Genomic DNA, 21,067 nt, shown 5'->3' with positions numbered 1-21,067 from the left:
CCGGCAGCGCGGACCGCTCCGGCCACTGAAAGACCTGCTGGCGAATGATCTACCGGCCGAGCCGGTTAGAGCCGGCCGGACCCGTCATGGAATGAGCCCGTGCTCCGCCGCCTTCCCCCCTTGGAGCGACGGAACACGGGCAGGCCGCGCGGCGTCTCAGGGCGTCGCGTCGGTATCGACCTCCGAGACCGCGGAGTCGGTGTCGCCCTGCCAGGACACCTTGATCCTGAGGGGGCAGCCGTCGAGGTTACGGTTGGAGGAACGATATCGGTACTGCGCATATTGCGGCGACGCCGGATCGACCACTGGCACGATCGTGGCGCTGCCCGTGACCTTGGTGGGCGTGCGGCCGGTGGTGAGGGCCGGATAGGTAATGGTGATGGCGGGCAGCGTGCCGGTGAGGTTGGGCAGGCCGGCGCGATGCACCCAGCCCTGCACCTCCAGCTCATCCTTGTTCGCGTCGTTCCGATCGCGGCACTGGGTACGCGTAACGCTGACCTCGTTGCTGTTGCGGTTCAGCGGCTCACCGGTATCGGCTTCCAGCGTGTGATAGTAGAGGCGCTTGGGCCCGTCATCGTCGCTCAGATAGCCCTCGACCGAGATCAGCGAGCCGACTGCCACCGTCGTGTCGTCGATCTGGAAGCCGAAGACGTTCATGGGCGGGCTGGCCGGGATGACCGGGCTGGTGCTCTTGAGCATCGGCAGGCCGTTGACCTCCAGCGGGTTGCTCGAGGTGACCTCGCCCACGACCACGTTCTCGTTGACGTCGGAGAACACCTCGGTGGCCGTGACGACGCCGCCCGTGCTCCCGCCCGTGACGATCGCGGTGCCGCCGACGAAGCCCTTGTCCCGCCCGGGCAGCGAGTCATTCAGGCTCTCGAGCGGGACGCCCAGCTTGGTCGGCGTGTCGGCCACTTTGTTGGGCACCAGGATGTGGATGCCCATCACCTTGATGTAGTCGGCCCCGATCTCGTCGATCGGACCTTCGATGACGAGTTCCGGCGGCGGCACCTGCGCCGTTGCCGAGGATGCGGCGGCGAGGGCGGCCAGGACGATGGCCGAGCTGCCGGCGAGCGACCTGCAAGACATGGCATTGCTCCAGGCGGTGCGGGCTCGCGCCGGCCACCACCGTACGTTGCATGAGGTTGGGCTGATGCTGGTGATCGAGAGTCCCGGAGCCGGTTCCGCTTGGACGTGACTATGCTCTGCTGCTCTTCCCGATCGGCAGCACCGAGCGTGCACTATCCTGAAATGAGCGGGATTTCATGGGCCGACGAGGCCGGCGCGATAGTCTGGCTGATCTGTTCCAGTAACACTGAGCAGCATCTTTCGGTGATTAGAGCGAATATTAGATCCGCGTGAACTTATGGATAAGCCTGAGCCGAAGACGGCGCAAGCTAACCTTGGCGAGGTTCCGGTATATCTACCATGTATCTTTAGGATATATTTGGATACGCATCATTATAGCTAAGGATATACCGATAGGCCTGGATCCGGCTGGAAAAGTCCCTCCAACCCGGCCGGCGGCGCACCTGTCGGCTGCCGCCTGCGCCGCTCACAGCATGCTTCAAGCGGATGTGATCACCAGTCCCGGCTCCGCCGGCCGATCGGCCATGCCGCCGCCTATTCCGTCTCGAGGATGCGGCGATACTCGGCGAACTTCGCCCGCTCGGCCTCCCTCACCTCGGGATAGTGCAGGTCGAGCCGGCGCATGCTGTCGACGATGGCACCGGCCACCACCAGGCGGGTGAACCACTTGTTGTCGGCGGGCACCACGTACCAGGGTGCTTGGGGTGTCGCGGTGGCCCGGATCGCCTCCTGGTAGGCGTCCATGTAGGCATCCCAGTGCCTGCGCTCGGCGAGGTCGCCCGCCTCGAACTTCCAGTGCTTCTCGGGATCGTCCAGGCGCTTGAGGAAGCGCTGCTTCTGCTCGGCCTTCGACACGTTCAGGAAGAACTTCAGGATCAGCGTGCCCTGGCGGGCGAGGTAGCGCTCGAAGCCGGCGATGTCCTCCAGGCGCTCGGCGAAGATGTTCTCGCCGGTCAGCCCGCGCGGGAGGTGCTGGCTCTCGAGGATCTCCTGGTGGACCCGCACCACCAGCACCTCCTCGTAATAGGAGCGATTGAACACGCCGATCCGGCCGCGCTCGGGCAGGTTGCGCGCGCAGCGCCACATGAAGTCGTGGTCCAGTTCCTCCGCTGAGGGGCGCTTGAACGAGTAGACCTGCACGCCCTGCGGGTTGACCCCGGACATGACGTGCTTGATCGCACTGTCCTTGCCCGCCGCGTCCATTGCCTGGAAGATCAGCAGGACCGACCAGCGATTCTGTGCGTAGAGCATCTCCTGCAGTTCGCTCAGCCGCTCGATGCCAGCCTTCAGGATCTCCTTGGCCTCGGTCTTCTCGATGCCCAGCTCATGGGTGTCGGCCGGGTCGTGGTCCTTCAGCTCGAAGCTCTTGCCGTCCTCGATCCGGTAAGGTGCCAGGAACTTCTCGAGATCCACCTTCATCGCCCGGCTCCTCCTTGCTCGATCGCAGGAGGGTCGGCCGGGCTAGCAGGCTTGGCAAGGTGATCGGTGGATGCTCGCCTTGCCGCGCCCGAGCGGCTAGAACCCCCGGCAACTCGGTTCCCTTTCCTTCTCCTGGACGATCATGGGCTTCAATTGCGGGATCGTCGGCCTGCCGAATGTCGGCAAGTCGACGCTGTTCAACGCGCTGACCAAGACCGCGGCGGCGGCTGCGGCCAACTATCCGTTTTGCACGATCGAACCCAACACCGGCCGCGTGCCGGTGCCCGATCCGCGGCTGGAGCAGTTGGCGGCGATCGCGAAGTCGGCGAAGATCATCCCCACCCAGCTCGAGATCAAGGACATCGCCGGGCTGGTGCGCGGCGCATCCAAGGGCGAGGGGCTGGGCAACCAATTCCTGGGTGCGATCCGTGAGGTCGACGCGATCCTCCATGTGCTGCGCTGCTTCGAGGACGACGACGTCACCCATGTCGAGGGCGGGGTCGATCCCCTGCGCGACTTGGAGCTGATCGAGACCGAGCTGCTGCTGGCCGACCTGGAGAGCCTGGAGCGGCAGCGCGACGCGCTGGCCAAGCGCGCCAAGGGCAACGACAAGGAGGCGAGGGAGCGGCTGACCCTTGCCGAGAAGCTGCTCCCCTCGATCGGCGACGGCATCCAGGTCCGCTCGATCGATCTTACCGAGGACGAGCGGGCGCTGGCGCGGGGCTTCCAGCTGATCACTGCCAAGCCGGTGCTCTACGTGCTGAACGTCGAGGAGGCGAGTGCCGCCGGCGGCAACGTCCACAGCGCGAGGGTCGCCGCCGAGGTCGCCAAGCACGATGCCGGCTCGGTGGTGATCTCGGCCTCGATCGAGGCGGAGCTGGCGCAGCTGAACGACGAGGAGTCGGCGGAATATCTCCAGACGCTCGGCCTGGACGAGCCCGGGCTGAACAAAGTGATCCGGGCCGGCCACGACCTCTTGGGACTGCTCACCTTCTTCACGGTCGGCCCCAAGGAGGCACGGGCCTGGACCACCCACCGGGGTGCCACCGCACCGGAGGCTGCGGGCGAGATCCACACTGACTTCCAGCGCGGCTTCATCTGCGCCGAGATCATCGCCTATGACGACTATGTCGCGCTGGGCGGCGAGCAGAAGGCCAAGGAGGTCGGCAAGATGCGGCTGGAGGGCAAGGAATACGTCGTGAAGGACGGCGACGTCTGCCACTTCCGCTTTAACGTCTGACGGCCGATCCCGATGCGCCTGATCCCGGTCGTCGCTGCGGTTCTGCTCATCCTGCCCGGCGCAGCGCTGGCGGACACGCCGCTGGCCCTGCTCAAGGCGGCGATGGCCGATCGGCTCGCTGCCATGCCGGACGTCGCCCGGCACAAGTGGAACAGCGGTGCCGCCGTGGAAGACCGGGCGCAGGAGGCGCGGGTCGTCGAAGGAGCCGTGACAGCGGGCCGGGAACTCGGCACGGCGCCGGAGGTGGTAAGCAAGGTGGCCACCGCCCAGATCGAGGCCGCCAAGCTCGTGCAGTCCTCCCTGATCGAGCAGTGGCGGACGGAGGCAGCAGCCGAATTCACCGATGTGCCGGATCTGGCATCGGTCCTGCGCCCGGCGATCGGCGGCGCCACGCAAGCCATCATCGGCAACCTGAAGCAGGCGGAGCCGGCGCTGCGGGAATGTGCCGGGGCCGGCGAGCTGCGGGCGGTGCCGGAAGCGCTGGCGCCCTACGCGACGGCCTGGCAGGTGGCGGCCGATGGCGTGATCGCGGCTGTTGGCGGCCCTGCGCGGACAGCCTGCCCCGGCTGAGGCAGGGCTGAGCCGCTGCCGGCGGCGGATTGCGGCCGGGCGAATGGATGCCCACTTCTTCATCCTCTGATGGAGGAGATGGGGATGGATCGATCCCTGGTCGAGCTGAACCATGACGGTGCGGCGCAGGACAGCTCGCCGCTGCCGGGGCCCGAGGCCGGTGCCGCGGACGGCGATGACGTCCTGTTCGACGCCTATTCGCAGGCGGTGGTGACGGCGGCGGCCAGGGTCGCGCCGTCGGTCGGGCATCTGCAGGTGCGGGGCAGCACCGGGCAGGGCACCGGCTCGGGCTTCCTGGTGACCCCGGACGGCTACATGCTGACCAACAGCCATGTGGTGAACGGGGCCAAAGACATCCGGGTGGGCTTCCCGGACGGCAGCCGCCACGTGGCCTACCTGGTCGGGGACGATCCGGATACCGATCTCGCGGTGGTGCAGGTCCATGGCAGCAACCTGGTCGCGGTGGAACTGGGCACGACCTCGGGCCTGAAGGTCGGCCAGCTCGCGCTCGCGATCGGCAACCCGCTGGGCTTCGACCACAGCGTCACCGCCGGCGTGGTGGGTGCGCTCGGGCGCTCGCTGCGTTCCCGGTCCGGCCGATCGATCGACGACGTGATCCAGACCGATGCCGCCCTCAACCCCGGCAATTCCGGCGGGCCACTGGTCGATTCGCGCGGCCGGGCGATTGGGGTGAATACTGCGACGATCATGGGTGCGCAGGGCCTGTGCTTCGCGATCGGCATCGATACCGCCCGCTTCGTGGTCCAGGAGATCCTGCGCCACGGCCGAGTGCGCCGCGCTCATCTGGGCATCGCCGCGCAGACCGTGACCCTGCCCCGCCGGATCGTGTTCGCACTGGGTCTGTTCGGCGAGACCGGGGTCCGGGTCGCCCAGGTCGAGCCGGGCAGCCCGGCCGAGCGGGCCGGGCTGCTGGCCGGTGACCTGATCGTCGACCTGGACGGGATGCAGGTCCCGTCGGTGGACCGACTGCACCGCCTCCTGGACGCTTCGATGATCGGGCGCGACGTACCGATCCGCCTGCTGCGCAACGGTGCCGTCATCGAGCGGCAGGTGGCGCTGCGGGCGCGAAGCTGAAGCCGGCCCGGCCGGGTGAGCGGCCGGGCTGGCGGATCTTCGGTGCCTGCGGTCGAGTGCCGGGCCTCAGCGGGTCGCGAGTGCCACCGGCACGGTGCTCCAGCCCGGGGCTTGGCGGACCAGGGCGAGATCGGTGCGGCTGTCGCCGTTGAACTTGCCCGTGAGCGCCGTGACCACCTGGGTGGCCGCACAGCCGGCGAAGTCGAAGGCGGGAGGATTGTGCACCGCGAAGCCGTTGGAGGTCGCGAGCGACACCGGGATGGTGTTTCAGCCCGGTATCTGGCGGACCAGGGCGAGGTCGGTACGCCGGTCGTTGTTGAAGTTCACCGGTCAGCACAGTGACCTCATGCGAGGACACCCAGATGGCGAAATCGGGAGCTGACCGGTTCTGGATTGCCGGTTCCTCGTCATAGATCCAGATCCACCGTCACCGGGACATGGTCGGAGGGCTGCAGCCAGCCGCGTGCTTCCCGCAGGATCGAGCCGCCGGCCAGCCGGTCCTTGATCGCCGGTGCCAGCCAGACATGGTCCAGGCGCCGGCCGCGGTCGCTCAGCGCCCAGTCGCGGTTGCGGTACGACCACCAGGAATAGAGCTTGGCGGGCGGCGGGGTGAGCACGCGCAGGGCATCGGTGAAGTCATAGGCCCGCTGCAGGCGGAGCAGGGCCTCGACTTCCACCGGCGTGTGGGAAACGACGTTCAGGAGCTGCTTGTGGCTCCAGACGTCCTCTTCCAGCGGCGCGATGTTGAGGTCTCCCACCAGCACCATGGGATGGTCGCGCGCCTCCATCCCCTCCAGCCAATGGGTCATCTCCGCCAGCATCTCCAGCTTGTGCCGGAATTTTGGGTTGATCTCGGGGTCGGGGATGTCGCCGCCGGCCGGGACGTAGAAGTCGTGGATCTCCAGGCCGTTCTCTAGGGTGACAAAGCAGTGCCGGGCATGGTCGCTGCCGCACCAGGCTCGGGTGCCCACCGAGTGGAACGGGCGCTTCGCCAGGATCGCCACGCCGTGATAGGCCTTCTGGCCATAGACATGCTGGTGCTGGAAGCCGAGGGCGGCCAGTTCCGCGGTGGGAAAGCGCTCCGTCTCGATCTTGATCTCCTGCAGGCACAGGACGTCCGGGTCGAGCGTGGCCACGACCTGGCGGATCAGTTCCAGCCGGATCCGGATCGAGTTGACGTTCAGCGTGGTGATCCGCAGGGGCAAGATCGGCTCCAGGGTCGGATGAGGGAAGAAGGGTTCGCTCAGCGCGGCCGGACGAAGGCCGAGCGCAGAGCGTCGCAGGCCGGGCGGCAGGCACAACCTTCCACATGGTCGTTGACCAGGCCGCAGGACTGCATGAACGCATAGACGGTGGTGGGTCCCACGAAGCTCCAGCCGCGCTGGCGCAGCGCCTTGGACAGAGCGGTGGATTCCGCGGTCTTGCCCAGGGCCTTCAGGGTGGCGTGGTTGAAGCTCGTGGGCCGTGCCTCCGGCGGCGGCTCGAAGCGCCAGACGAACGCGGCCAGCGAGCCGGCCTCTGCCCGCAACTCCGGATAACGCCGGGCATTGTTCAGCACCGATTCGATCTTGCCGCGGTGGCGCACGATCCCGGCATCCTGGAGCAGGGCCGCCACCTCGGCCGCGCCGAACCCGGTCAAGGTCTCAGGGTCGAAGCCGCGGAACGCCCGGCGGAAATTCTCGCGCTTGCGCAGGATCGTGTGCCAGGACAGGCCGGACTGGAAACCCTCCAGGCAGAGCTTCTCGAACAGGCGGATGTCGTCGGCCACCGGACGGCCCCATTCGGTGTCGTGGTAGCGCCGGTAGTCGTCATGGCCGCCATGCCACCAGCAACTGGCCGTTCCATCCGCGTCGAAGCGCAGGCCCGTGCTCATCCGTCATCCCGCTGCCGCCGAAAGGCGCGCCAGACCTACCAGTTGCGGCGGGCGGTTGCACCCCGAACCTCCGGGCGGCAGGCTCGGCGCGCTGCCATGGCTGGCAGAAAATGGGAGGCGGAATGTCGGAGTTCGTGAAGCGGTTCGGCCTGAGCGGGCGCAAGGCGCTGGTGACGGGTGCCAGCAAGGGGATCGGGGCGGCGACCTGTTCGGTGCTGGCCGATGCCGGTGCGGACATCGTGGCGGTCGGCCGTGACCAGGCCGGGCTGGACGAGGCGAAGGAAGCGGTGGAGCGGATCGGCCGGCGCTGCCTGACGATCGTGGCCGATCTCGGCACGGTCGAAGGGCCGCGCCAGGCCTGTGCCCAGGCGCTGAAGGAATGGGGGACGATCGACATCCTGGTGAACAATGCCGGGATCGCGCGGGTATTCCCGGCCCTGGAGCACAGTGTCGAGGACTGGGACGAGGTGATGGCGGTCAACCTGCGGGCCCCGTTCCTGTTCGCGCAGGCCCTGGCCCCGGCGATGATCGCGCAGCGCTGGGGCAAGATCATCAATGTCAGCTCGACCGCCGGCAAGGCGGCGGTGCTCGACCATGCCGCCTACTGCGCATCCAAGGCGGGCGTGAACATCCTCGGCCAGTGCCTGACGCTGGAGTGGGCAAAGCACAACATTCAGGTCAATGCGGTCTGCCCGACCGTTACGCTGACGCCGATGGGGCGCAAGGTCTGGGGGCCGCCGGAGAAGGGCGACCCGCAGAAGGCGAAGATCCCGATGGGGCGGTTCCTCGAGCCGATCGAGGTCGCGGACGCCATCCTTTTCCTCGCTTCGGATGCCTCAAACATGATTACTGGCGAGACGATCGTGGTGGACGGCGGCTACCTCGCCGCCTGAGCCGCAGGCTCCCAGTTGTCTCATATCGCTTAGGACGGCCGTACCTGATCACAGGACGGCCGTCTGTCTTTTTTGATGTCTGGACATGGAATCCACCATGTCGCGCCTGATGCGTTGATTGCCGGTCTGTAATCTTCGCTGCTGAAATGGATCGGATGGTGCCTGCGGAAGCAGGCAAAGTGGCTGAACATGGTCCGGCTTCACCTTGCCCAGCAGCACAGCAAGGGCAGATGAAAGTTGTTTAATTTCCGGAAATTGTGTAGATAAAGCAGCAGAATCTGTCCAACTCGATAGGGCCGGCTGGCGAGCCGGTAAAAAAATCCGCAAGAATCGGAGAAGCCAGACATGGAATGCCTCAGCAGCGCACGGTGCAGTGCTGCCGCCCTGGTTCTCGGCCTGAGCCTCGCGGTTGCGCTGCCCGTCGAGCATGCTGCCGCAGTCGACAAGCTCGACGACCGGATCCGCCTACACCGCGTCCCCTCACGGGGGACGGAGTATGCCGCGACGTCTCGGCCCGATGCATCAACCAGTGCCAAGTCGTCCCTATCGGCGAGCGTCAAGCTGAAGATCAACCTGGATGGTGATCCGATGCTGAACGTATACTCCAGCGTTCTGCCGCTCGACTACAATAATAACGGCACGCCAGAATTCCTGCACTGGAACGGCCACCGAATCATGCGCCTCTACGGCCAGGCCGGCAACAAGCTGTGGCAGGTCACCAACAGCTCCGGCCGGCGCCTGACCAACGCCTCCTACATTCACCGTGACGGCGCCGCCATCCTGGACCTGAACGGTGACGGCAAGGACGACGTGCTTCATTGCTGGCAGTCGGGTTCACAGAAGCTCCTGATCGCGCGCAACGGCGTCAGCGGCAAGGAGATCCGCCGCGTATCCGTGAGCGATCAGATCAATACCGAGACGTCGTGGTGCAAGATTTCCGTCTACCGAAAGCAGTCCGACAAACAGCCCATCGTTCTGCTGGCGGCACGTCAGCCTGGCGGCAGTGCCAAGTGCGATGGCAAGAACTACATTGATAACTGGACGCGCGTCATCGCCTATACCACTGGGCTCAAGAAGCTATGGCACACGGACATCTGCCATGCCGGCCATCAGTCAGCTGGCGTGGATGCCAACAATGACGGCTACCAGGAGTATTTCTTCATTGGCAAGTACGGACTCGACTTCAACGGCAAGATTCGCTGCAGCCTGAAGGGATGGTCGGCGAAGGACCATGTCGATGCCATACGTGTTGCCCGGCTAGACCCAAATTCCTCCCGCATGGTGGCCGTGGCCGTAGGCGCGACCGGGGGCGGGGCCTTCGACGCCGGCAACTGCAAGTGGCTGTGGGGCTTCTCGAAGACCATCAAAAACCCTCAGGAACTCTCGATTGCCCAACTCGATCCGGCGCCCAAGCCCTTGTCGGTGACCGTCACTCAGCGCGGCTCAGAGCCAAACGCCAAGACCTACATTCTCAACGCCAGCGGAAAAATCGTGCGCACGATCGGCGCGCGGATCATTCCGATGCAGAACGCCCAGCTGGACGGCAACGGGCGCACCGACGAGATCCTCGCCATGTTCGGTGAAGTATTCACTGGCACCGGTAAGCAGCTGCTGTCCAAGAACTGGTACTGGAACCTGAAAGGCAGCAAGGTGAAGACCGTGCCGAGTTCTAATGTGTACGACCACTGGGCTGCCTTTCCGTTGATGGTGGACGTGGACAAGGACGGCAGGGATGAGCTTGTGGTGTGGGGGCAGAGCCTGATTGTAGCCGCCAAGATCCGCTGATCGGAGCCAGCGACAGGAGGGTACGCCGCCACTCTCCTGTCGTCGTCGCGCCGCGCCCTGCCTGTCAGCGGCGCCGATGGGTTCGACGATCTTGCCGGGCAGTAATCTTGGCCCTGCGTCATCACTGACGCTTGAGAAGGTGGGATTCTCAACGCTGGTGCGGGCATCCTGGGAGGAATTCTTCCTCATATCCGGCAACAGGCGGAATGAAAACTCGTTAATATGACAAGATATGGTGGAACGGCGGACATTCATCTTGTCATTGTCGGAAAGAGGGAAAGTTAATGGCTTCCCTAAGATCCGGTACGAGATCAGGAAATAGACATGAAGCTTCAGCGAACCGCCAGGCGGCCACGTGTTTCCTCGATGATGGGATTGGGCCTGCTTGTGGTTCTCGCCGCCGGTACTGCATGGTCGGGCACCGGCCAAGCGGCGGACCTCGAGCTCAAGCTCCGGGACCGGGTCCTGCTCCACCGCAACGCGCCGCGCGGCATGGAGTACGTGCCCACGTCCCGTGCTGGCTCCTCGGCGAAAGGCAAGAGCGCGCTGAAGGCCAAGGTCGTCCGCAAGATCAACCTGGACGGCAACGCCATCGACAACGCCTATTCCAGCCTCCTGCCGATCGATACCAACAATGACGGCAAGTACGGCTTTGTCCATTGGAACGGCCACCGCATCATGCGGGTCTACGATCCCGGCGGGAAGAAGCTCTGGCAGGTGACCAACGGGTCGGCGCGACGCCAGGGTTCCGAGGCCTTCATCCATCGAGATACCGCCGCCATCCTGAACATGAACGGTGGCGGGAAGCCGGACATCCTCCACTGCTGGCAGAAGGGTTCGAGCAAAGTCCTGGTCGCCCGCGAGGGGGCAACGGGCAAGGAGATCCGGCGGGTCACGTTGAGCGGGCAGAGCAATGGTCCCAAGGCCTACTGCCGAATCGCCGTTTACCGCAAGCAGTCGGACAAGAAGCCGATCATTCTTGTGGCTCATGAGCAGCCAGGCGGTAGCGCCAAATGCCACAAGAGGAACTGGGCAGACAACTGGACCCGGGTCGTCGCCTTCGACCAAAACCTGAAGAAGCTGTGGCACCGCGACACCTGCGACGCAGGTCATCAGACCGCGGGCGTGGATGCCAACAACGATGGCTATCATGAGTATTTCTTCGCCGGCAAGTATGCCCTGGACTTCAAGGGCAAGGTGCGCTGCACGCTGAGCGGCTGGCCGTCGGGCGACCATGTCGACGGCATCCGGATCGCCAAGCTCAGCCCGAAGTCCTCGCAGATCACCGCCGTCGCGGTCGGCCACACCGGCGGCGCGGCGTTCAATGCCAGCAACTGCAAGCGGCTCTGGAAGGCTCCGGTCAAGAATCCGCAGGAACTGGCGATCGCCCAGCTCGATCCGGCGCCCAAGGACCTCTCGATCACCATGACCCAGCGCGGGACCGAGAAGAACGCCAAGACCTACGTGCTCAACAAGAACGGCAAGGTGGTCCGCACGATCAACCGCCGGATCCTGCCGATGCAGAACGCCCAGCTCGACGGCGACAAGCGCACCGACGAACTGGTCGCGATGTTCGGCGAGGTGTTTAACGGCAGCGGCAAGCCGATCCTGACCAAGGGCTGGTACTGGAACCTGAAGGGCAACAAGGTGAAGGAGAAGTCGACCTCCAACGTCTATGACCGCTGGGTGGCCTTCCCGATCCTGTTCGACGTGGACAACGACAAGCGCGAAGAGATCGTGACCTGGGGGCAGAGCCTGATCGTGGTCGGCCGACCCGGCTGACTCGCGGCCCGGACGCTGCTGTTCGATGCGGGGGGAGCTTCGGCTCCCCCTTGGTCGTTTCGGGACAGGCCCCGGTCAGGGGTCAGTCGCTCAGCACGATCCCGTCGGTCGGCTCGAAGGCCACCCAGCAATCGGTGCCGGTGCGGTACGGCTCGTCACGCGAACGCGACTGGTTGTGGCGCAGGACCACGACCCGCCCGGCCTGGCTGGTCTCCACGAACACCTGGCTGTTGTCGCCGAAATAGGCGACCTGCGCGACCTTGCCCGGCAGCCGCACCCAGCCGAGCTCCGGCTCCTCGCGATAGAGCCGCATCTTCTCGGGCCGGACCGCCAGCGCCACGTCCGAGGTGGCGGGATAGTCCCAGGGTACGTCGACCAGGCCGATCCCCTTGAGGTCCAGCCGGGCCTGGCCGCCATCCGCGGACAGCATCCGCCCCTCGAACAGGTTCATCTCGCCGATGAAGTCCGCGACGAACCGGCAGTTCGGCTCTTCGTACAGGTCCCAGGGTGGCGCCACCTGCAGGACCTTGCCACGGTTCATCACCGCGATCAGGTCGGCCATCGACAGGGCCTCGTCCTGGTCGTGGGTGACGATCACGAAGCTGATCCCGACCTCCTGCTGCAGGCGGACCAGCTCCAGCTGCATGTCCTCGCGCAGCTTCTTGTCCAGCGCGGAGAGCGGCTCGTCGAGCAGGAGGAGCTTGGGCTTCTTCACCAGGGCGCGGGCCAGCGCCACGCGCTGCCGCTGGCCGCCGGACAGCTTGTCGGGCTTGCGGTCGGCGAACGCCTCCAGCCGGACCATGCGCAGGGCGTCCTCGACCCTGGGGCCGATCTCGCCGCGCGGCACGCCCGAAACCCTGAGCCCGTAGCCGACATTCTCGCGCACGGTCATGTGCGGGAACACCGCGTAGGACTGGAACACCATGTTGACCGGGCGCTTGTTCGGCGGGATCCCGGCCATGTCCTCGCCGTCGATCAACACCCGGCCCGAGGTCGGGTGCTCGAAGCCGGCCAGCATGCGCAAAAGCGTGGTCTTGCCGCAGCCCGAAGGGCCCAGCAGCGCGAAGAAGGAATTGTTCGGCACGTCCAGCGTGACGCCGTCCACCGCCTTGAACGAGCCGAAGCTCTTCTCGATGTTCTCGAACCGGACGATCGGGACGCCGTTGCTCATGGTCAGCCGACGCCCTCCGAAGGCTTTTGAAACTTCAGTGCGATCACCGTCAAAAGGACGGTGAACAGGATCAGGATGGTCGAGGCGGCGTTCACCTCAGGCGTCACGCTCTGGCGGACCATCGAGTAGATCTTGACCGGGAAGGTGATCGTCTCGGGCCCGCTGGTGAAGAAGGTGATCACGAAGTCGTCCAGCGACAGGGTCATGGCCAGCAGCGCGCCCGCGATCAGCCCGGTCTTCATGTAGGGCAGGGTGACGTTCCAGAAGGTCTGCCACTCGGAAGCACCCAGGTCCTTGGACGCCTCCTCCAGCGAGCGGTCGAAGCCCTCCATGCGCGCGCGCACCACAACTGCCACGAACGGGAAGCTGAACACGACATGGCCGATGATCACCTGGCTCAGGTTGAGCGGCCAGGGCAGGCCGACAGGCCAGCCGACCCGGGCGTAGAACACCAGGAGCGCCACCCCTAAGCAGATCTCGGGGATCACGATCGGCAGGGCGGCGACCCCGTCCAGCACCGGCTTGCCCGGGAAGCGGAAGCGGTAGAGGCCCAGCGCCAGGAGCCCACCCAGGATCACCGACAGGACCGTCGAAATCAGCGCAATCATGATCGAGTTGGTGAAGGCCTCGATCAGCGACGCGTTGTTCAGCGCCCGGCCGTACCAGTCGGTGGTGAACCCGGTCCAGACGATGTTGCGGCGCGACTGGTTGAAGGAGAAGGCGATCAGAATGACGATCGGCGCGTAGAGGAACACGAACACGGCGAGCAGCCACAGCCGCACCCAGCCGCGTCGGGTGAACTCCAGGGGCCCGATCGGGTTACGCATCGGCCTTCTCCGCACGTGCCGCGAACCAGGCGCGCAGGGCCAGCGCCAGGAAGGTCAGGTAGAGCAGGAGGAACGACAGGGCCGCACCCAGCGGCAGGTTGTTGGCCGCGCGGAACTGCCGCTCGACCACGTTGCCGATGAGCTGGCTGTCCGGCCCACCCAGGAGGTCGGAGATCAGGAAGGTGCCGAGCGCCGGGATGAAGACCAGGATGATGCCGGACACGATGCCGGGCCTGGCCAGCCGGACGATGATCTCGAAGAAGGTCCGCACCTGGCTGGCGCCCAGGTCGAGCGACGCCTCGATCAGCGAGCGGTCGAGCTTCTCCAGGTTGGCGTAGAGCGGCAGCACCATGAAGGGCAGGTAGACATAGACGATGCCCAGCACCACCGCGGTGTTGTTGTAGAGCAGGGGCAGGGGCGCGAAGCGCTCGCCCATCAGCCCGTCCATGCCGATGGGTGTCAGCAAATATTTCAGCCCCGTCCAGAGCAGGCCGATCCCGTCATTGACGAAGCCGTTCTGGCGCAGCATCGCGATCATCGCATAGGTGCGGATCAGCATGTTGGTCCAGAACGGCAGGATGACGAGCAGGAGCAGGACGTTCTTGTAGCGCTCCGGCGCAAAGCAGATCGCGAGAGCCACCGGGAAGGCGACCACCAAGCAAATCGCGGTGGAAACCAATGCTATCAGGAAGGTCTTGAGGAAGAGCTGCAGGTAGACCGGCTGCAGCGCTTCCCGGTAGTTCTCGAGCGTCCAGGTCACCACGATGTCGACCGGACCCTCCCGCTCGCCTACCGCAAACAGCCAGATCCAGCCGAGCGGGAGGAGAAAGAACAGGAGCAGCCACAGCGTGCCGGGGCCGATGAAGGTCGCGAACACCCAGGGCTGCCGCCGCCAGTTCTCCAAGCGCCGTCCTCGCTAGCGTGCCGGCGGGAAGGCCAGCCGGTTCGTCCCTGTCAGGTCCTGGCTCGAGTTGAAGAAGAGCCCTCAGGCGCCGTCAAGCCGCCAGGACCCGGGTCAGGACGTCCTCGAACAGCTTCTCCGCGGCCTCGCCGCGATAGGCCGGCACTTCCGACTTCGCCAGCACGTCCGCCGGTGGGTAGACCTGCGGGTCGTCGCGGGTCTCGGCCGGCAGGAGCTCGACCGCCGGCTGGTTCGGAATCGCGTACTGGATCTCCTCGGCGATCGCGGCATGGACCTCCGGGCGCAGCACGAAGTCGATGAAGGCATGGGCAGCGGCCGGGTGCGGCGCACCCTTGGGAATGCACATGCAGTCGATGCCCAGCACGGTGCCCTCGCTCGGCACCACGAAGTTCAGGTCGTCGTCCTCGGCCATGACCTGGCGCAGGTCGCCCATCCAGTCGACCGCGATGTCGACCTCGCCAGACAGGAGCAGGTCCTGCCCGGTGTCGGGGGCGAACATCTTGACCACGCCCCGCCGCTTCACCTCGAGCAGCAGCTCTTCCGCGGCCTTGAGATCGGCCGGGTCCTCCGTGTTCAGCGACTTGCCCAACGACTTCAGGGCGACCCGGACGAGATCGGTCTCGTTCGGCAGCGATACGCGCCCCACCGGCGCATCCGGGCCGAACACCGCCGCCCAGGAGGTGGGCGGCTCCGCCACGGCCGACCTGCGGTAGCCGATCACCAGCAGGCTGTAGGTGTAGGGAGCGCCGTATTTCAGCCCGGGGTCGTAGCTGGGATTGGCGAAAGCAGGTGCGATGTTCTTCAGGTTCGGCACCAGCGCGTGATCGAGCGGCATCAGCATGTCGCCAGCGACCATCCGCTCCACATAGTTGTTGGACGGGAAGATCACGTCGTAGCCGGGATTGCCCTCGCGCAGCTTGCCGAACAGCTCGTCGGAGGAGGCATAAAGGTCGTAGCGGACGGAAATGCCAGTGGCGTCGGTGAACTCGGCCAGCGTGTCGCTGCCGATATAGGTGTCCCAGTTGTAGATGTTCACCTGGTCTTCCTGCGCGCGGGCGAAGCGCGACAGCGGCAGCAGGCCGGCCACGGCGAGCCCGCCTCCCAGAAGGCCACGGCGGCGCACAGGAATCATGGGAACCTCCGAACCGAAAGCTTCTGCCTCGTCGGGCAGCGACAACTCTGGAAGAACGCAGGATGGCGACGAGCCGATGACAGGTCAAACGGTGGCGGCCCCAAAATCGCAGCCGCCACGTCCGCTCACGCCGCGAGCACCCGGGTCAGCGCGTCCTCGTAGAGCTTCTCCACCTGCTCGCCCTTGTAGGTGGCGTACTCGCAGCGGGCGAGGGTCTCCTCCGCCGGGTAGATCGCGGGATTGGTGCGGTCGGCTTCCGGGATCAGGTCCAGGGCCGCCTGGTTAGGGCAGCCATAGCCGACCTCGGCGGCGATCGCGGCGTGGACCTCCGGTGTCAGGATGAAGTTGATGAAGGCATGGCCATTGCCCGGGTGCGGTGCGCCCTTCGGGATGACCATGTTGTCGGTCCAGAGCATGCTGCCCTCGACCGGGATGACATAGGCCAGGTCCTCGTCCTCCGCGGCGACCTGCAGGATGTCGCCGGACCATTCCAGGCAGGCATCGACCTCGCCGGACAGGAGCAGGTCCTGACCGGTGTCAGGCGCGAAGCTCTTGATGCCGGGCTTGATCCTGATGAGGTAGTCGGCCGCTGCCGCGATCTCGCCCGGATCCCGGCTGTCCAGCGAGGCACCGATGATCTTGAGCGCCATCCGCAGCGTGTCGGCATCCGACAGGAGCGAGAAGCGGCCCGCGACCGCCTCGTTCTCGGTCATGTCCTTCCAGGACACAGGTGCCGTCTCGAACAGGCTCTTGCGGTAGCCGATCCCCTGAGTGCCCCAGAAATAGGGGGCACCCCATTTCAGGCCGGGATTGTAGGGCGCGTTCGCGAAGGCCGGGGTGATGAACTTGAGGTTCGGGATCTTGGCCTTATCGACCTCGATCAGCATTCCGGCCACGGCCATCCGCTCGACGATGTTGTTCGACGGGAAGATCACGTCGTAGCCGGGATTGCCCTCGCGCATCTTGCCGAACAGTTCGTCCGCGCTGGCGAACAGGTCGTAGCGCACCTTGATGCCGGTGGCCTCGGTGAACTCGACCACGGTCTCCGAGCCGATATAGGTGTCCCAGTTGTAGACGTTGACCTGCGCCTCCTCCTGAGCATGCGCCAGACGACCGAGCGGTGCCACCGCGGCCAGGCTGAGCGTGCTGCCGAGCAGATGTCGGCGCGACAGGAACGGCATCGGGAACGGCTTGGCGCGTCCAGTCATCGGGCTTCTCCCCCTATCCAGGCTGTCCGGAAAACGTCGATGCCCCGCGACATCGTGTCAACGCGAGAACGGGGCCGGCCGGCTCAGGAAGAAGCGGACGAACTCGGCCGAAGCGTCCGGGCCCAGGGGATCGGTATAGGACCCCGCCTCGCTGCCGCCGGACCAGGCATGGCCGGCGCCGCGGATCGCCCAGTGCTCGTGAACCACCCGGCCGGCGCCATCGCGGTAGAGGGTGCGGGCATAGTCGTGCCCGCCCGGGACCCGCCCCTGCTCGACCTCCGCAGGCTCGGCTGGCCCCAGCAGGCACAACTGGTCGAGCACGGCCTTGGCGTTGCGCGGATGGACCGTGCCGTCCTGGGTCCCGTGGAACAGGATGGTCGGCACCGGCCGTGCACCTCCTAGCCGCCGGCCCGCTGCCCGACCCTCACGCATGGCGGCGAAGGCCGACGGCATGTCGTGCGCGGCACCGAACGGCAGGCCGGAATGGACGCCCACCGCGGCGAACAGTTCGGGATGGAGCAGGCCCGCGGCCAGCGCTGCGGCACCGCCCGCCGACAGGCCGGCAACGAAGATCCGGGCGGGGTCAACCGGATGGCTGCGCATCACCTCCGCCACGATGGCGGCGATGATGGCCGGCTCGCCCTGTTCCTTCTGCTGGTGGCCAGGCTCGAACCAGTTCCAGCAACGCGACGGGTTGGCCGAAGCCGGCTGCTCGGGATAGGCCACCAGCAGGCCGTGGCGCTCCGCCTGCAGGTTCATCCGGGTGCCGGCGGCGAAGTCGCTGGCATCCTGGGTGCAGCCATGCAGCATCACCACGAGCGGCAACGGGGTGGCGGCACAGCAGGACGGCACGTAGAGCCGATAGTCGCGGCTGCCATGCGGGCCCTGGAGGCGCCGCTGGAGGAAGGCAGCGCCATCCGGCAGCGGCTCCGGCTCGGCCGGCTCAGGGCGGGCGCCACCGAGCCCCCGACGCAGCTTGGCGCCGAGCCTGCCCAGGTCCAGTCCCGTCAGGTCCGGCAGGACCCGGCCGCCTTCCGCCGGGCTTGGCAGTTCGCTGCCGGATGCGCGCAGGCAGGCGGTGGCCTCGGCCGGCCGGCCGGCGCGGATCAGGCGCATGGCGTGGGCCATGCGATCGGCGAAGGGATTGCTCATCCGGTGGGCAACTTTCCTGGAGCAGAAGGGGAAGGGGTCAACGGATCCGGTCGCCGAGCGCGGCCTTGACCTCGGGGCTGGCGACGAACGAGCCCAGGACGACCACCGATTCGACCGTGGCCAAAGCCAGGTCCGGGTCCACGTCGGGGGCGATGGTGGCCAGGCCCAGGACGTGGATTCGCAGCCTGCGCCCGGCTGCCCGGGCCGCCTCGAGCTCGGCCCGGTCAAAGCGGCGCAGGCCCAGGTCGAAGCCGTGATGCGTGGCCGAGCGGTTCAGCGCGTCGGCGTGCCGGTCGATCTGGTTGCGGATCGCGGTGCGGATGAAATCGCTGCGGTTGGCATAGAAGCCCTCGCGCACCAGCAGGTCGATCTGGCCCAGATCGACGAAGCCAAGATTGAGCGTGATCTTCTCACTCTCGCTGCTGCGCCCGCGTGGATCGGTTCGCTCCATCATGCTCGAAACCATCCATCTACCATCCATATGGATGGTAAGATGGCCGGCTGCCGGGCTGGATCAAGATCCCGCGCAATGGTTTTGTGCTCGCGCTGAGCGAAACCGCCGCGCTAGGCAACAGGCGGACGGGAGCGGCAGGAGCGGGTGCTTGGAGATCTGGATCGGTCTGGGGGCGGCATTCGCGGCGGGCCTGGCGCTGGGCTTCCTGCTCGGTCGCCGTGACGCGGCCGACCAGCGCGGTGCCACCCGCCATGCCCTGGCCGAGCTGGACAGCCGCCGCGCCGAGGAGACCGAGGCCCTCCTGGACCAGGTGAAGCTCGCCTTTGCCGAACTGTCCCGCGAGGGCGAGAAGCGTGCCGCCGACGAGCTGGCCCGGGCGGTGCAGACCGCGTTCACCGTTGAGCGCACGCTGCAGGGCCATCGTGCCCAGACCGAGCGAGCTGAGTTCGAGGCACGCATCCAGAACGTACTGGGCCAGGTCGAGCGGCTGGGCGAGCTGATCCGCCGGATCGAGCGCGAGCGTGCCGAGAGCTTCTCTACCCTGGGTGGCCGAGTCGAGCAGGCCTTTGCCCGCGCCGAGAAGCTCGCGGAAACCACCGCGTCGCTGCGCGATGCCCTGGTCCATGCGCGGGTGCGGGGCCAGTGGGGCGAGCGCATGGCCGAGGACCTGCTGCGCGCGATGGGCTTGGTCGAGAACCTGCACTGGGTGCGCCAGCGCCAGCTTCCCGACGGCACCCGCCCCGACCTGACCTTCCTCCTGGCCGATGGCCGGGTCCTGCACATGGACGTCAAGTTCCCGTTCGAGAACTGGGCAAAGCTGGTGGAAGCGAGCGACGAGGAGGCGCGTAGCCGGGCCAAGTCGGCCTTCGTGCGCGACGTGCGCGGCCGCATCAGCGAGGTGGCCAAGCGGGGCTGGGCCAAGCCGGAGCAGGGCGCGCTGCCGCTGGCCCTACTGTTCGTGCCGAACGAGCAGGTCTTCGCCGGCATGGTCACCGCCGAGCCGCTCCTGGTGGACGAGGCGATCACGCGCCAGGTCTGTCTGGTGGGCCCGGCGAGCCTGTTCGCGGTGCTGGCCCTGATCCGGCACGCCGCGGAGGAGCGACGGATCGCCGAGGGGATGGGCGAATTGCTGGAGGCGCTGCGCGGCCTGGACGAGGGCTGGCGCACCCATCTGCAGCGGCTGGATCGGCTCGGCCGCCGGTTGGAGGAATCGCTCAGGGACTGGCATGAGCTGCGCGGCAGCCGCGTGCCGCAACTGGAGCGCCTGCTCCTGCAACTGGGCGAGCGCAGCGGCGGGGCCGCCGCCCCGCCAGGCGGTCAGTTGAGCGAGGCCGGGGTGAAGAACAGCTCGTCCAGCCTGGCCGCCGGCACGCCCCCCAGCACGTCGAATGTCACCCGGTCATAGCGCCGGACCAGATGGGAAAGGCCGTGTTCCCTGGCGAGACCCGCCACTTCGGCCGACATCGAGGTCATCCCGTCCGGGGTCGGCAGGATCATCAACCGGCCGTCCTCCGGTGTGTCGACCAGCACAGCAGGCCGGCGCTCGTGACCCATGGGCACGTCGCTGCCGCCCACGATCTTCGCGTTCAGGGGCAGGGGCAGGTCGATGGAGCGGCCGAGCTGCCGGCCGAGCCAGCCCTGGAGCTGGTCCGGCCCGACCTCGACATGGTCGAGGTCGACTCCGCCTGCGGCCATCGGTGCCGTCTCGTCTGGCATCGCCGCATCGATTGGGGTGGCGAGCGTGCCGTCCTCGGCAGGGGCATCGGCGTGGCCGCCGTCCAGGAGCCGCAGGCTCGACGTGACATCGCCGGCAGAGTCGCTTCCCGGGCGGACCAGGAGCCAGCCGCCGGTGCCCACCCCAGCCAGCACCAGGCAGAGCAGGGCCACCACCGACCAGCGCTGCTCGCGCGGCACCGTCTCCTGGGGCGGCAGGACAGCGGCACGGCTGGTCCGGGCCGAAGGCAGCAGGAGTGCGCCCGACAAGGGCGACGCGGAGGGGCGCGGCGATTTCGGCGGCAGCGTGTCACCGGAGGCGGCGACACTGGGCAGGCCGACCAGGTCGAGCTCCAGCCCGGTCCACAGCCGCTGGGTCCGGGCCATGGCCCGGAAGCGCTGGTGCAGGTCGACCTCGAACCGGCGCAGCTCTTCCACCCGGTAGCGGCAGTGCTGGCAGGTCATCACGTGACGGCGCAGCACCAGCCACTGCGCCCGGCGCAGCCGGCCTTCCAGATACGCCTCGAGATAGCGTTCGAGGCTCGCGCAATCCATGCCTGCCCCCACAACACCCGACCGTCCGGAACTAGGCCGCTACGGCCCGCCATGATCCGTCAGTTCCGGGGCCATGTCCACCCATCGATGTCGTTCCCAGGCAGGTCTCCGCATGGGCAAGCACCCAAGGAACCGGCCTGGACGTCGGGGTTGCCAATTGCCGCCGATCCCCTGAACATGCGTCATA

Annotated in this window: 20 protein-coding genes; 7 read left to right on the top strand and 13 right to left on the bottom strand. The window is 66.7% G+C overall.

Features of this window, described 5'->3' with window-relative positions; all coding sequences use genetic code 11:
• Positions 1-156: 156 nt before the first annotated feature.
• The gene (locus EQG76_RS21915; RefSeq protein WP_159716449.1) at positions 157-1,089 is read right to left on the bottom strand and encodes a hypothetical protein; all 933 of its coding nucleotides are present in this window, start codon (positions 1,087-1,089) and stop codon (positions 157-159) included.
• Positions 1,090-1,623: 534 nt separating this feature from the next.
• Positions 1,624-2,508, bottom strand: coding sequence for a polyphosphate kinase 2 family protein (locus EQG76_RS21910; protein WP_159716448.1), 885 nt, complete (start codon positions 2,506-2,508; stop codon positions 1,624-1,626).
• Positions 2,509-2,650: 142 nt separating this feature from the next.
• Between EQG76_RS21910 and ychF the strand changes: the two genes are divergently transcribed.
• From ychF to EQG76_RS21895, 3 genes are all read left to right on the top strand, one after another.
• Complete coding sequence (gene ychF / locus EQG76_RS21905) at positions 2,651-3,748, top strand: redox-regulated ATPase YchF (protein ID WP_159716447.1); 1,098 nt, start codon at positions 2,651-2,653, stop codon at positions 3,746-3,748.
• 12 nt (positions 3,749-3,760) lie between these two features.
• A complete protein-coding gene (locus tag EQG76_RS21900; RefSeq protein ID WP_159716446.1) occupies positions 3,761-4,318 on the top strand; it encodes a chorismate mutase family protein in 558 nt (185 codons plus the stop codon).
• An 84-nt stretch (positions 4,319-4,402) separates the two neighbouring features.
• The gene (locus EQG76_RS21895; RefSeq protein WP_159716445.1) at positions 4,403-5,413 is read left to right on the top strand and encodes a S1C family serine protease; all 1,011 of its coding nucleotides are present in this window, start codon (positions 4,403-4,405) and stop codon (positions 5,411-5,413) included.
• A 66-nt stretch (positions 5,414-5,479) separates the two neighbouring features.
• Here the strand turns inward: EQG76_RS21895 and EQG76_RS21890 are convergent, their stop codons facing one another.
• The 3 genes from EQG76_RS21890 to EQG76_RS21880 all read right to left on the bottom strand — a co-directional run bounded on the left by EQG76_RS21890 (position 5,480) and on the right by EQG76_RS21880 (position 7,286).
• The gene (locus tag EQG76_RS21890; protein ID WP_159716444.1) at positions 5,480-5,668 is read right to left on the bottom strand and encodes a hypothetical protein; all 189 of its coding nucleotides are present in this window, start codon (positions 5,666-5,668) and stop codon (positions 5,480-5,482) included.
• A 152-nt stretch (positions 5,669-5,820) separates the two neighbouring features.
• Positions 5,821-6,618, bottom strand: coding sequence for an exodeoxyribonuclease III (locus EQG76_RS21885; RefSeq protein ID WP_159716443.1), 798 nt, complete (start codon positions 6,616-6,618; stop codon positions 5,821-5,823).
• Between the two features lie 38 nt (positions 6,619-6,656).
• Entirely contained in the window at positions 6,657-7,286 is a 630-nt protein-coding gene (locus tag EQG76_RS21880; protein WP_159716442.1) for a DNA-3-methyladenine glycosylase I, read from the bottom strand.
• Between the two features lie 122 nt (positions 7,287-7,408).
• Between EQG76_RS21880 and EQG76_RS21875 the strand changes: the two genes are divergently transcribed.
• The 3 genes from EQG76_RS21875 to EQG76_RS21865 all read left to right on the top strand — a co-directional run bounded on the left by EQG76_RS21875 (position 7,409) and on the right by EQG76_RS21865 (position 11,746).
• Positions 7,409-8,179, top strand: a complete 771-nt coding sequence (locus tag EQG76_RS21875; RefSeq protein WP_159716441.1) for an SDR family NAD(P)-dependent oxidoreductase — start codon at positions 7,409-7,411, stop codon at positions 8,177-8,179.
• A 345-nt stretch (positions 8,180-8,524) separates the two neighbouring features.
• Positions 8,525-9,964: an FG-GAP repeat domain-containing protein gene (locus EQG76_RS21870; protein ID WP_159716440.1), complete on the top strand. Its 1,440-nt coding sequence runs from the start codon at positions 8,525-8,527 to the stop codon at positions 9,962-9,964.
• A gap of 324 nt (positions 9,965-10,288) precedes the next feature.
• On the top strand, positions 10,289-11,746 hold the full coding sequence (locus tag EQG76_RS21865) for a hypothetical protein (RefSeq protein ID WP_159716439.1): 1,458 nt from the start codon (positions 10,289-10,291) through the stop codon (positions 11,744-11,746).
• An 82-nt stretch (positions 11,747-11,828) separates the two neighbouring features.
• Here EQG76_RS21865 and EQG76_RS21860 read toward each other — a convergent pair whose 3' ends face one another.
• The 7 genes from EQG76_RS21860 to EQG76_RS21830 all read right to left on the bottom strand — a co-directional run bounded on the left by EQG76_RS21860 (position 11,829) and on the right by EQG76_RS21830 (position 18,612).
• Positions 11,829-12,917 (bottom strand): ABC transporter ATP-binding protein, encoded by a 1,089-nt coding sequence (locus EQG76_RS21860; RefSeq protein WP_159716438.1) that lies wholly within the window; start codon positions 12,915-12,917, stop codon positions 11,829-11,831.
• Between the two features lie 2 nt (positions 12,918-12,919).
• Entirely contained in the window at positions 12,920-13,744 is an 825-nt protein-coding gene (locus EQG76_RS21855; protein WP_159716437.1) for an ABC transporter permease, read from the bottom strand.
• Positions 13,737-14,648, bottom strand: a complete 912-nt coding sequence (locus EQG76_RS21850) for an ABC transporter permease (protein WP_159716436.1) — start codon at positions 14,646-14,648, stop codon at positions 13,737-13,739. The genes EQG76_RS21855 and EQG76_RS21850 overlap by 8 nt, the downstream gene beginning before the upstream one ends.
• 91 nt (positions 14,649-14,739) lie before the next feature.
• Complete coding sequence (locus tag EQG76_RS21845) at positions 14,740-15,798, bottom strand: ABC transporter substrate-binding protein (protein ID WP_159716435.1); 1,059 nt, start codon at positions 15,796-15,798, stop codon at positions 14,740-14,742.
• 125 nt (positions 15,799-15,923) lie between these two features.
• On the bottom strand, positions 15,924-17,006 hold the full coding sequence (locus EQG76_RS21840; RefSeq protein ID WP_159716434.1) for an ABC transporter substrate-binding protein: 1,083 nt from the start codon (positions 17,004-17,006) through the stop codon (positions 15,924-15,926).
• Positions 17,007-17,063: 57 nt separating this feature from the next.
• Positions 17,064-18,158 (bottom strand): extracellular catalytic domain type 1 short-chain-length polyhydroxyalkanoate depolymerase, encoded by a 1,095-nt coding sequence (locus EQG76_RS21835; protein ID WP_159716433.1) that lies wholly within the window; start codon positions 18,156-18,158, stop codon positions 17,064-17,066.
• Positions 18,159-18,195: 37 nt separating this feature from the next.
• Complete coding sequence (locus tag EQG76_RS21830; protein ID WP_159716432.1) at positions 18,196-18,612, bottom strand: CopG family transcriptional regulator; 417 nt, start codon at positions 18,610-18,612, stop codon at positions 18,196-18,198.
• 148 nt (positions 18,613-18,760) lie between these two features.
• Here EQG76_RS21830 and EQG76_RS21825 point away from each other — a divergent pair, with 148 nt between their 5' ends.
• The gene (locus EQG76_RS21825) at positions 18,761-20,017 is read left to right on the top strand and encodes a DNA recombination protein RmuC (RefSeq protein WP_159716431.1); all 1,257 of its coding nucleotides are present in this window, start codon (positions 18,761-18,763) and stop codon (positions 20,015-20,017) included.
• Here the strand turns inward: EQG76_RS21825 and EQG76_RS21820 are convergent.
• Positions 19,930-20,880, bottom strand: coding sequence for an anti-sigma factor family protein (locus EQG76_RS21820; protein ID WP_159716430.1), 951 nt, complete (start codon positions 20,878-20,880; stop codon positions 19,930-19,932). The two genes, EQG76_RS21825 and EQG76_RS21820, sit on opposite strands and share 88 nt — an antisense overlap.
• Positions 20,881-21,067: the final 187 nt, after the last annotated feature.

The organism is Geminicoccus flavidas (assembly GCF_009806515.1).
GTDB lineage: Bacteria > Pseudomonadota > Alphaproteobacteria > Geminicoccales > Geminicoccaceae > Geminicoccus > Geminicoccus flavidus.
This window is presented reverse-complemented; position numbering and strand designations above follow the sequence as displayed.

What these genes read in the sequence shown, in the direction of transcription:
- EQG76_RS21915 (WP_159716449.1), bottom strand. Translation starts at nt 1,089, where the DNA reads ATGTCTTGCAGGTCGCTCGCCGGCAGCTCGGCCATCGTCCTGGCCGCC.
- EQG76_RS21870 (WP_159716440.1), top strand. Translation starts at nt 8,525, where the DNA reads ATGGAATGCCTCAGCAGCGCACGGTGCAGTGCTGCCGCCCTGGTTCTC.
- EQG76_RS21865 (WP_159716439.1), top strand. Translation starts at nt 10,289, where the DNA reads ATGAAGCTTCAGCGAACCGCCAGGCGGCCACGTGTTTCCTCGATGATG.
- EQG76_RS21875 (WP_159716441.1), top strand. Translation starts at nt 7,409, where the DNA reads ATGTCGGAGTTCGTGAAGCGGTTCGGCCTGAGCGGGCGCAAGGCGCTG.
- EQG76_RS21830 (WP_159716432.1), bottom strand. Translation starts at nt 18,612, where the DNA reads ATGATGGAGCGAACCGATCCACGCGGGCGCAGCAGCGAGAGTGAGAAG.
- EQG76_RS21910 (WP_159716448.1), bottom strand. Translation starts at nt 2,508, where the DNA reads ATGAAGGTGGATCTCGAGAAGTTCCTGGCACCTTACCGGATCGAGGAC.
- EQG76_RS21900 (WP_159716446.1), top strand. Translation starts at nt 3,761, where the DNA reads ATGCGCCTGATCCCGGTCGTCGCTGCGGTTCTGCTCATCCTGCCCGGC.
- EQG76_RS21835 (WP_159716433.1), bottom strand. Translation starts at nt 18,158, where the DNA reads ATGAGCAATCCCTTCGCCGATCGCATGGCCCACGCCATGCGCCTGATC.
- EQG76_RS21895 (WP_159716445.1), top strand. Translation starts at nt 4,403, where the DNA reads ATGGATCGATCCCTGGTCGAGCTGAACCATGACGGTGCGGCGCAGGAC.
- ychF (WP_159716447.1), top strand. Translation starts at nt 2,651, where the DNA reads ATGGGCTTCAATTGCGGGATCGTCGGCCTGCCGAATGTCGGCAAGTCG.
- EQG76_RS21860 (WP_159716438.1), bottom strand. Translation starts at nt 12,917, where the DNA reads ATGAGCAACGGCGTCCCGATCGTCCGGTTCGAGAACATCGAGAAGAGC.
- EQG76_RS21855 (WP_159716437.1), bottom strand. Translation starts at nt 13,744, where the DNA reads ATGCGTAACCCGATCGGGCCCCTGGAGTTCACCCGACGCGGCTGGGTG.
- EQG76_RS21820 (WP_159716430.1), bottom strand. Translation starts at nt 20,880, where the DNA reads ATGGATTGCGCGAGCCTCGAACGCTATCTCGAGGCGTATCTGGAAGGC.
- EQG76_RS21840 (WP_159716434.1), bottom strand. Translation starts at nt 17,006, where the DNA reads ATGACTGGACGCGCCAAGCCGTTCCCGATGCCGTTCCTGTCGCGCCGA.
- EQG76_RS21880 (WP_159716442.1), bottom strand. Translation starts at nt 7,286, where the DNA reads ATGAGCACGGGCCTGCGCTTCGACGCGGATGGAACGGCCAGTTGCTGG.
- EQG76_RS21845 (WP_159716435.1), bottom strand. Translation starts at nt 15,798, where the DNA reads ATGATTCCTGTGCGCCGCCGTGGCCTTCTGGGAGGCGGGCTCGCCGTG.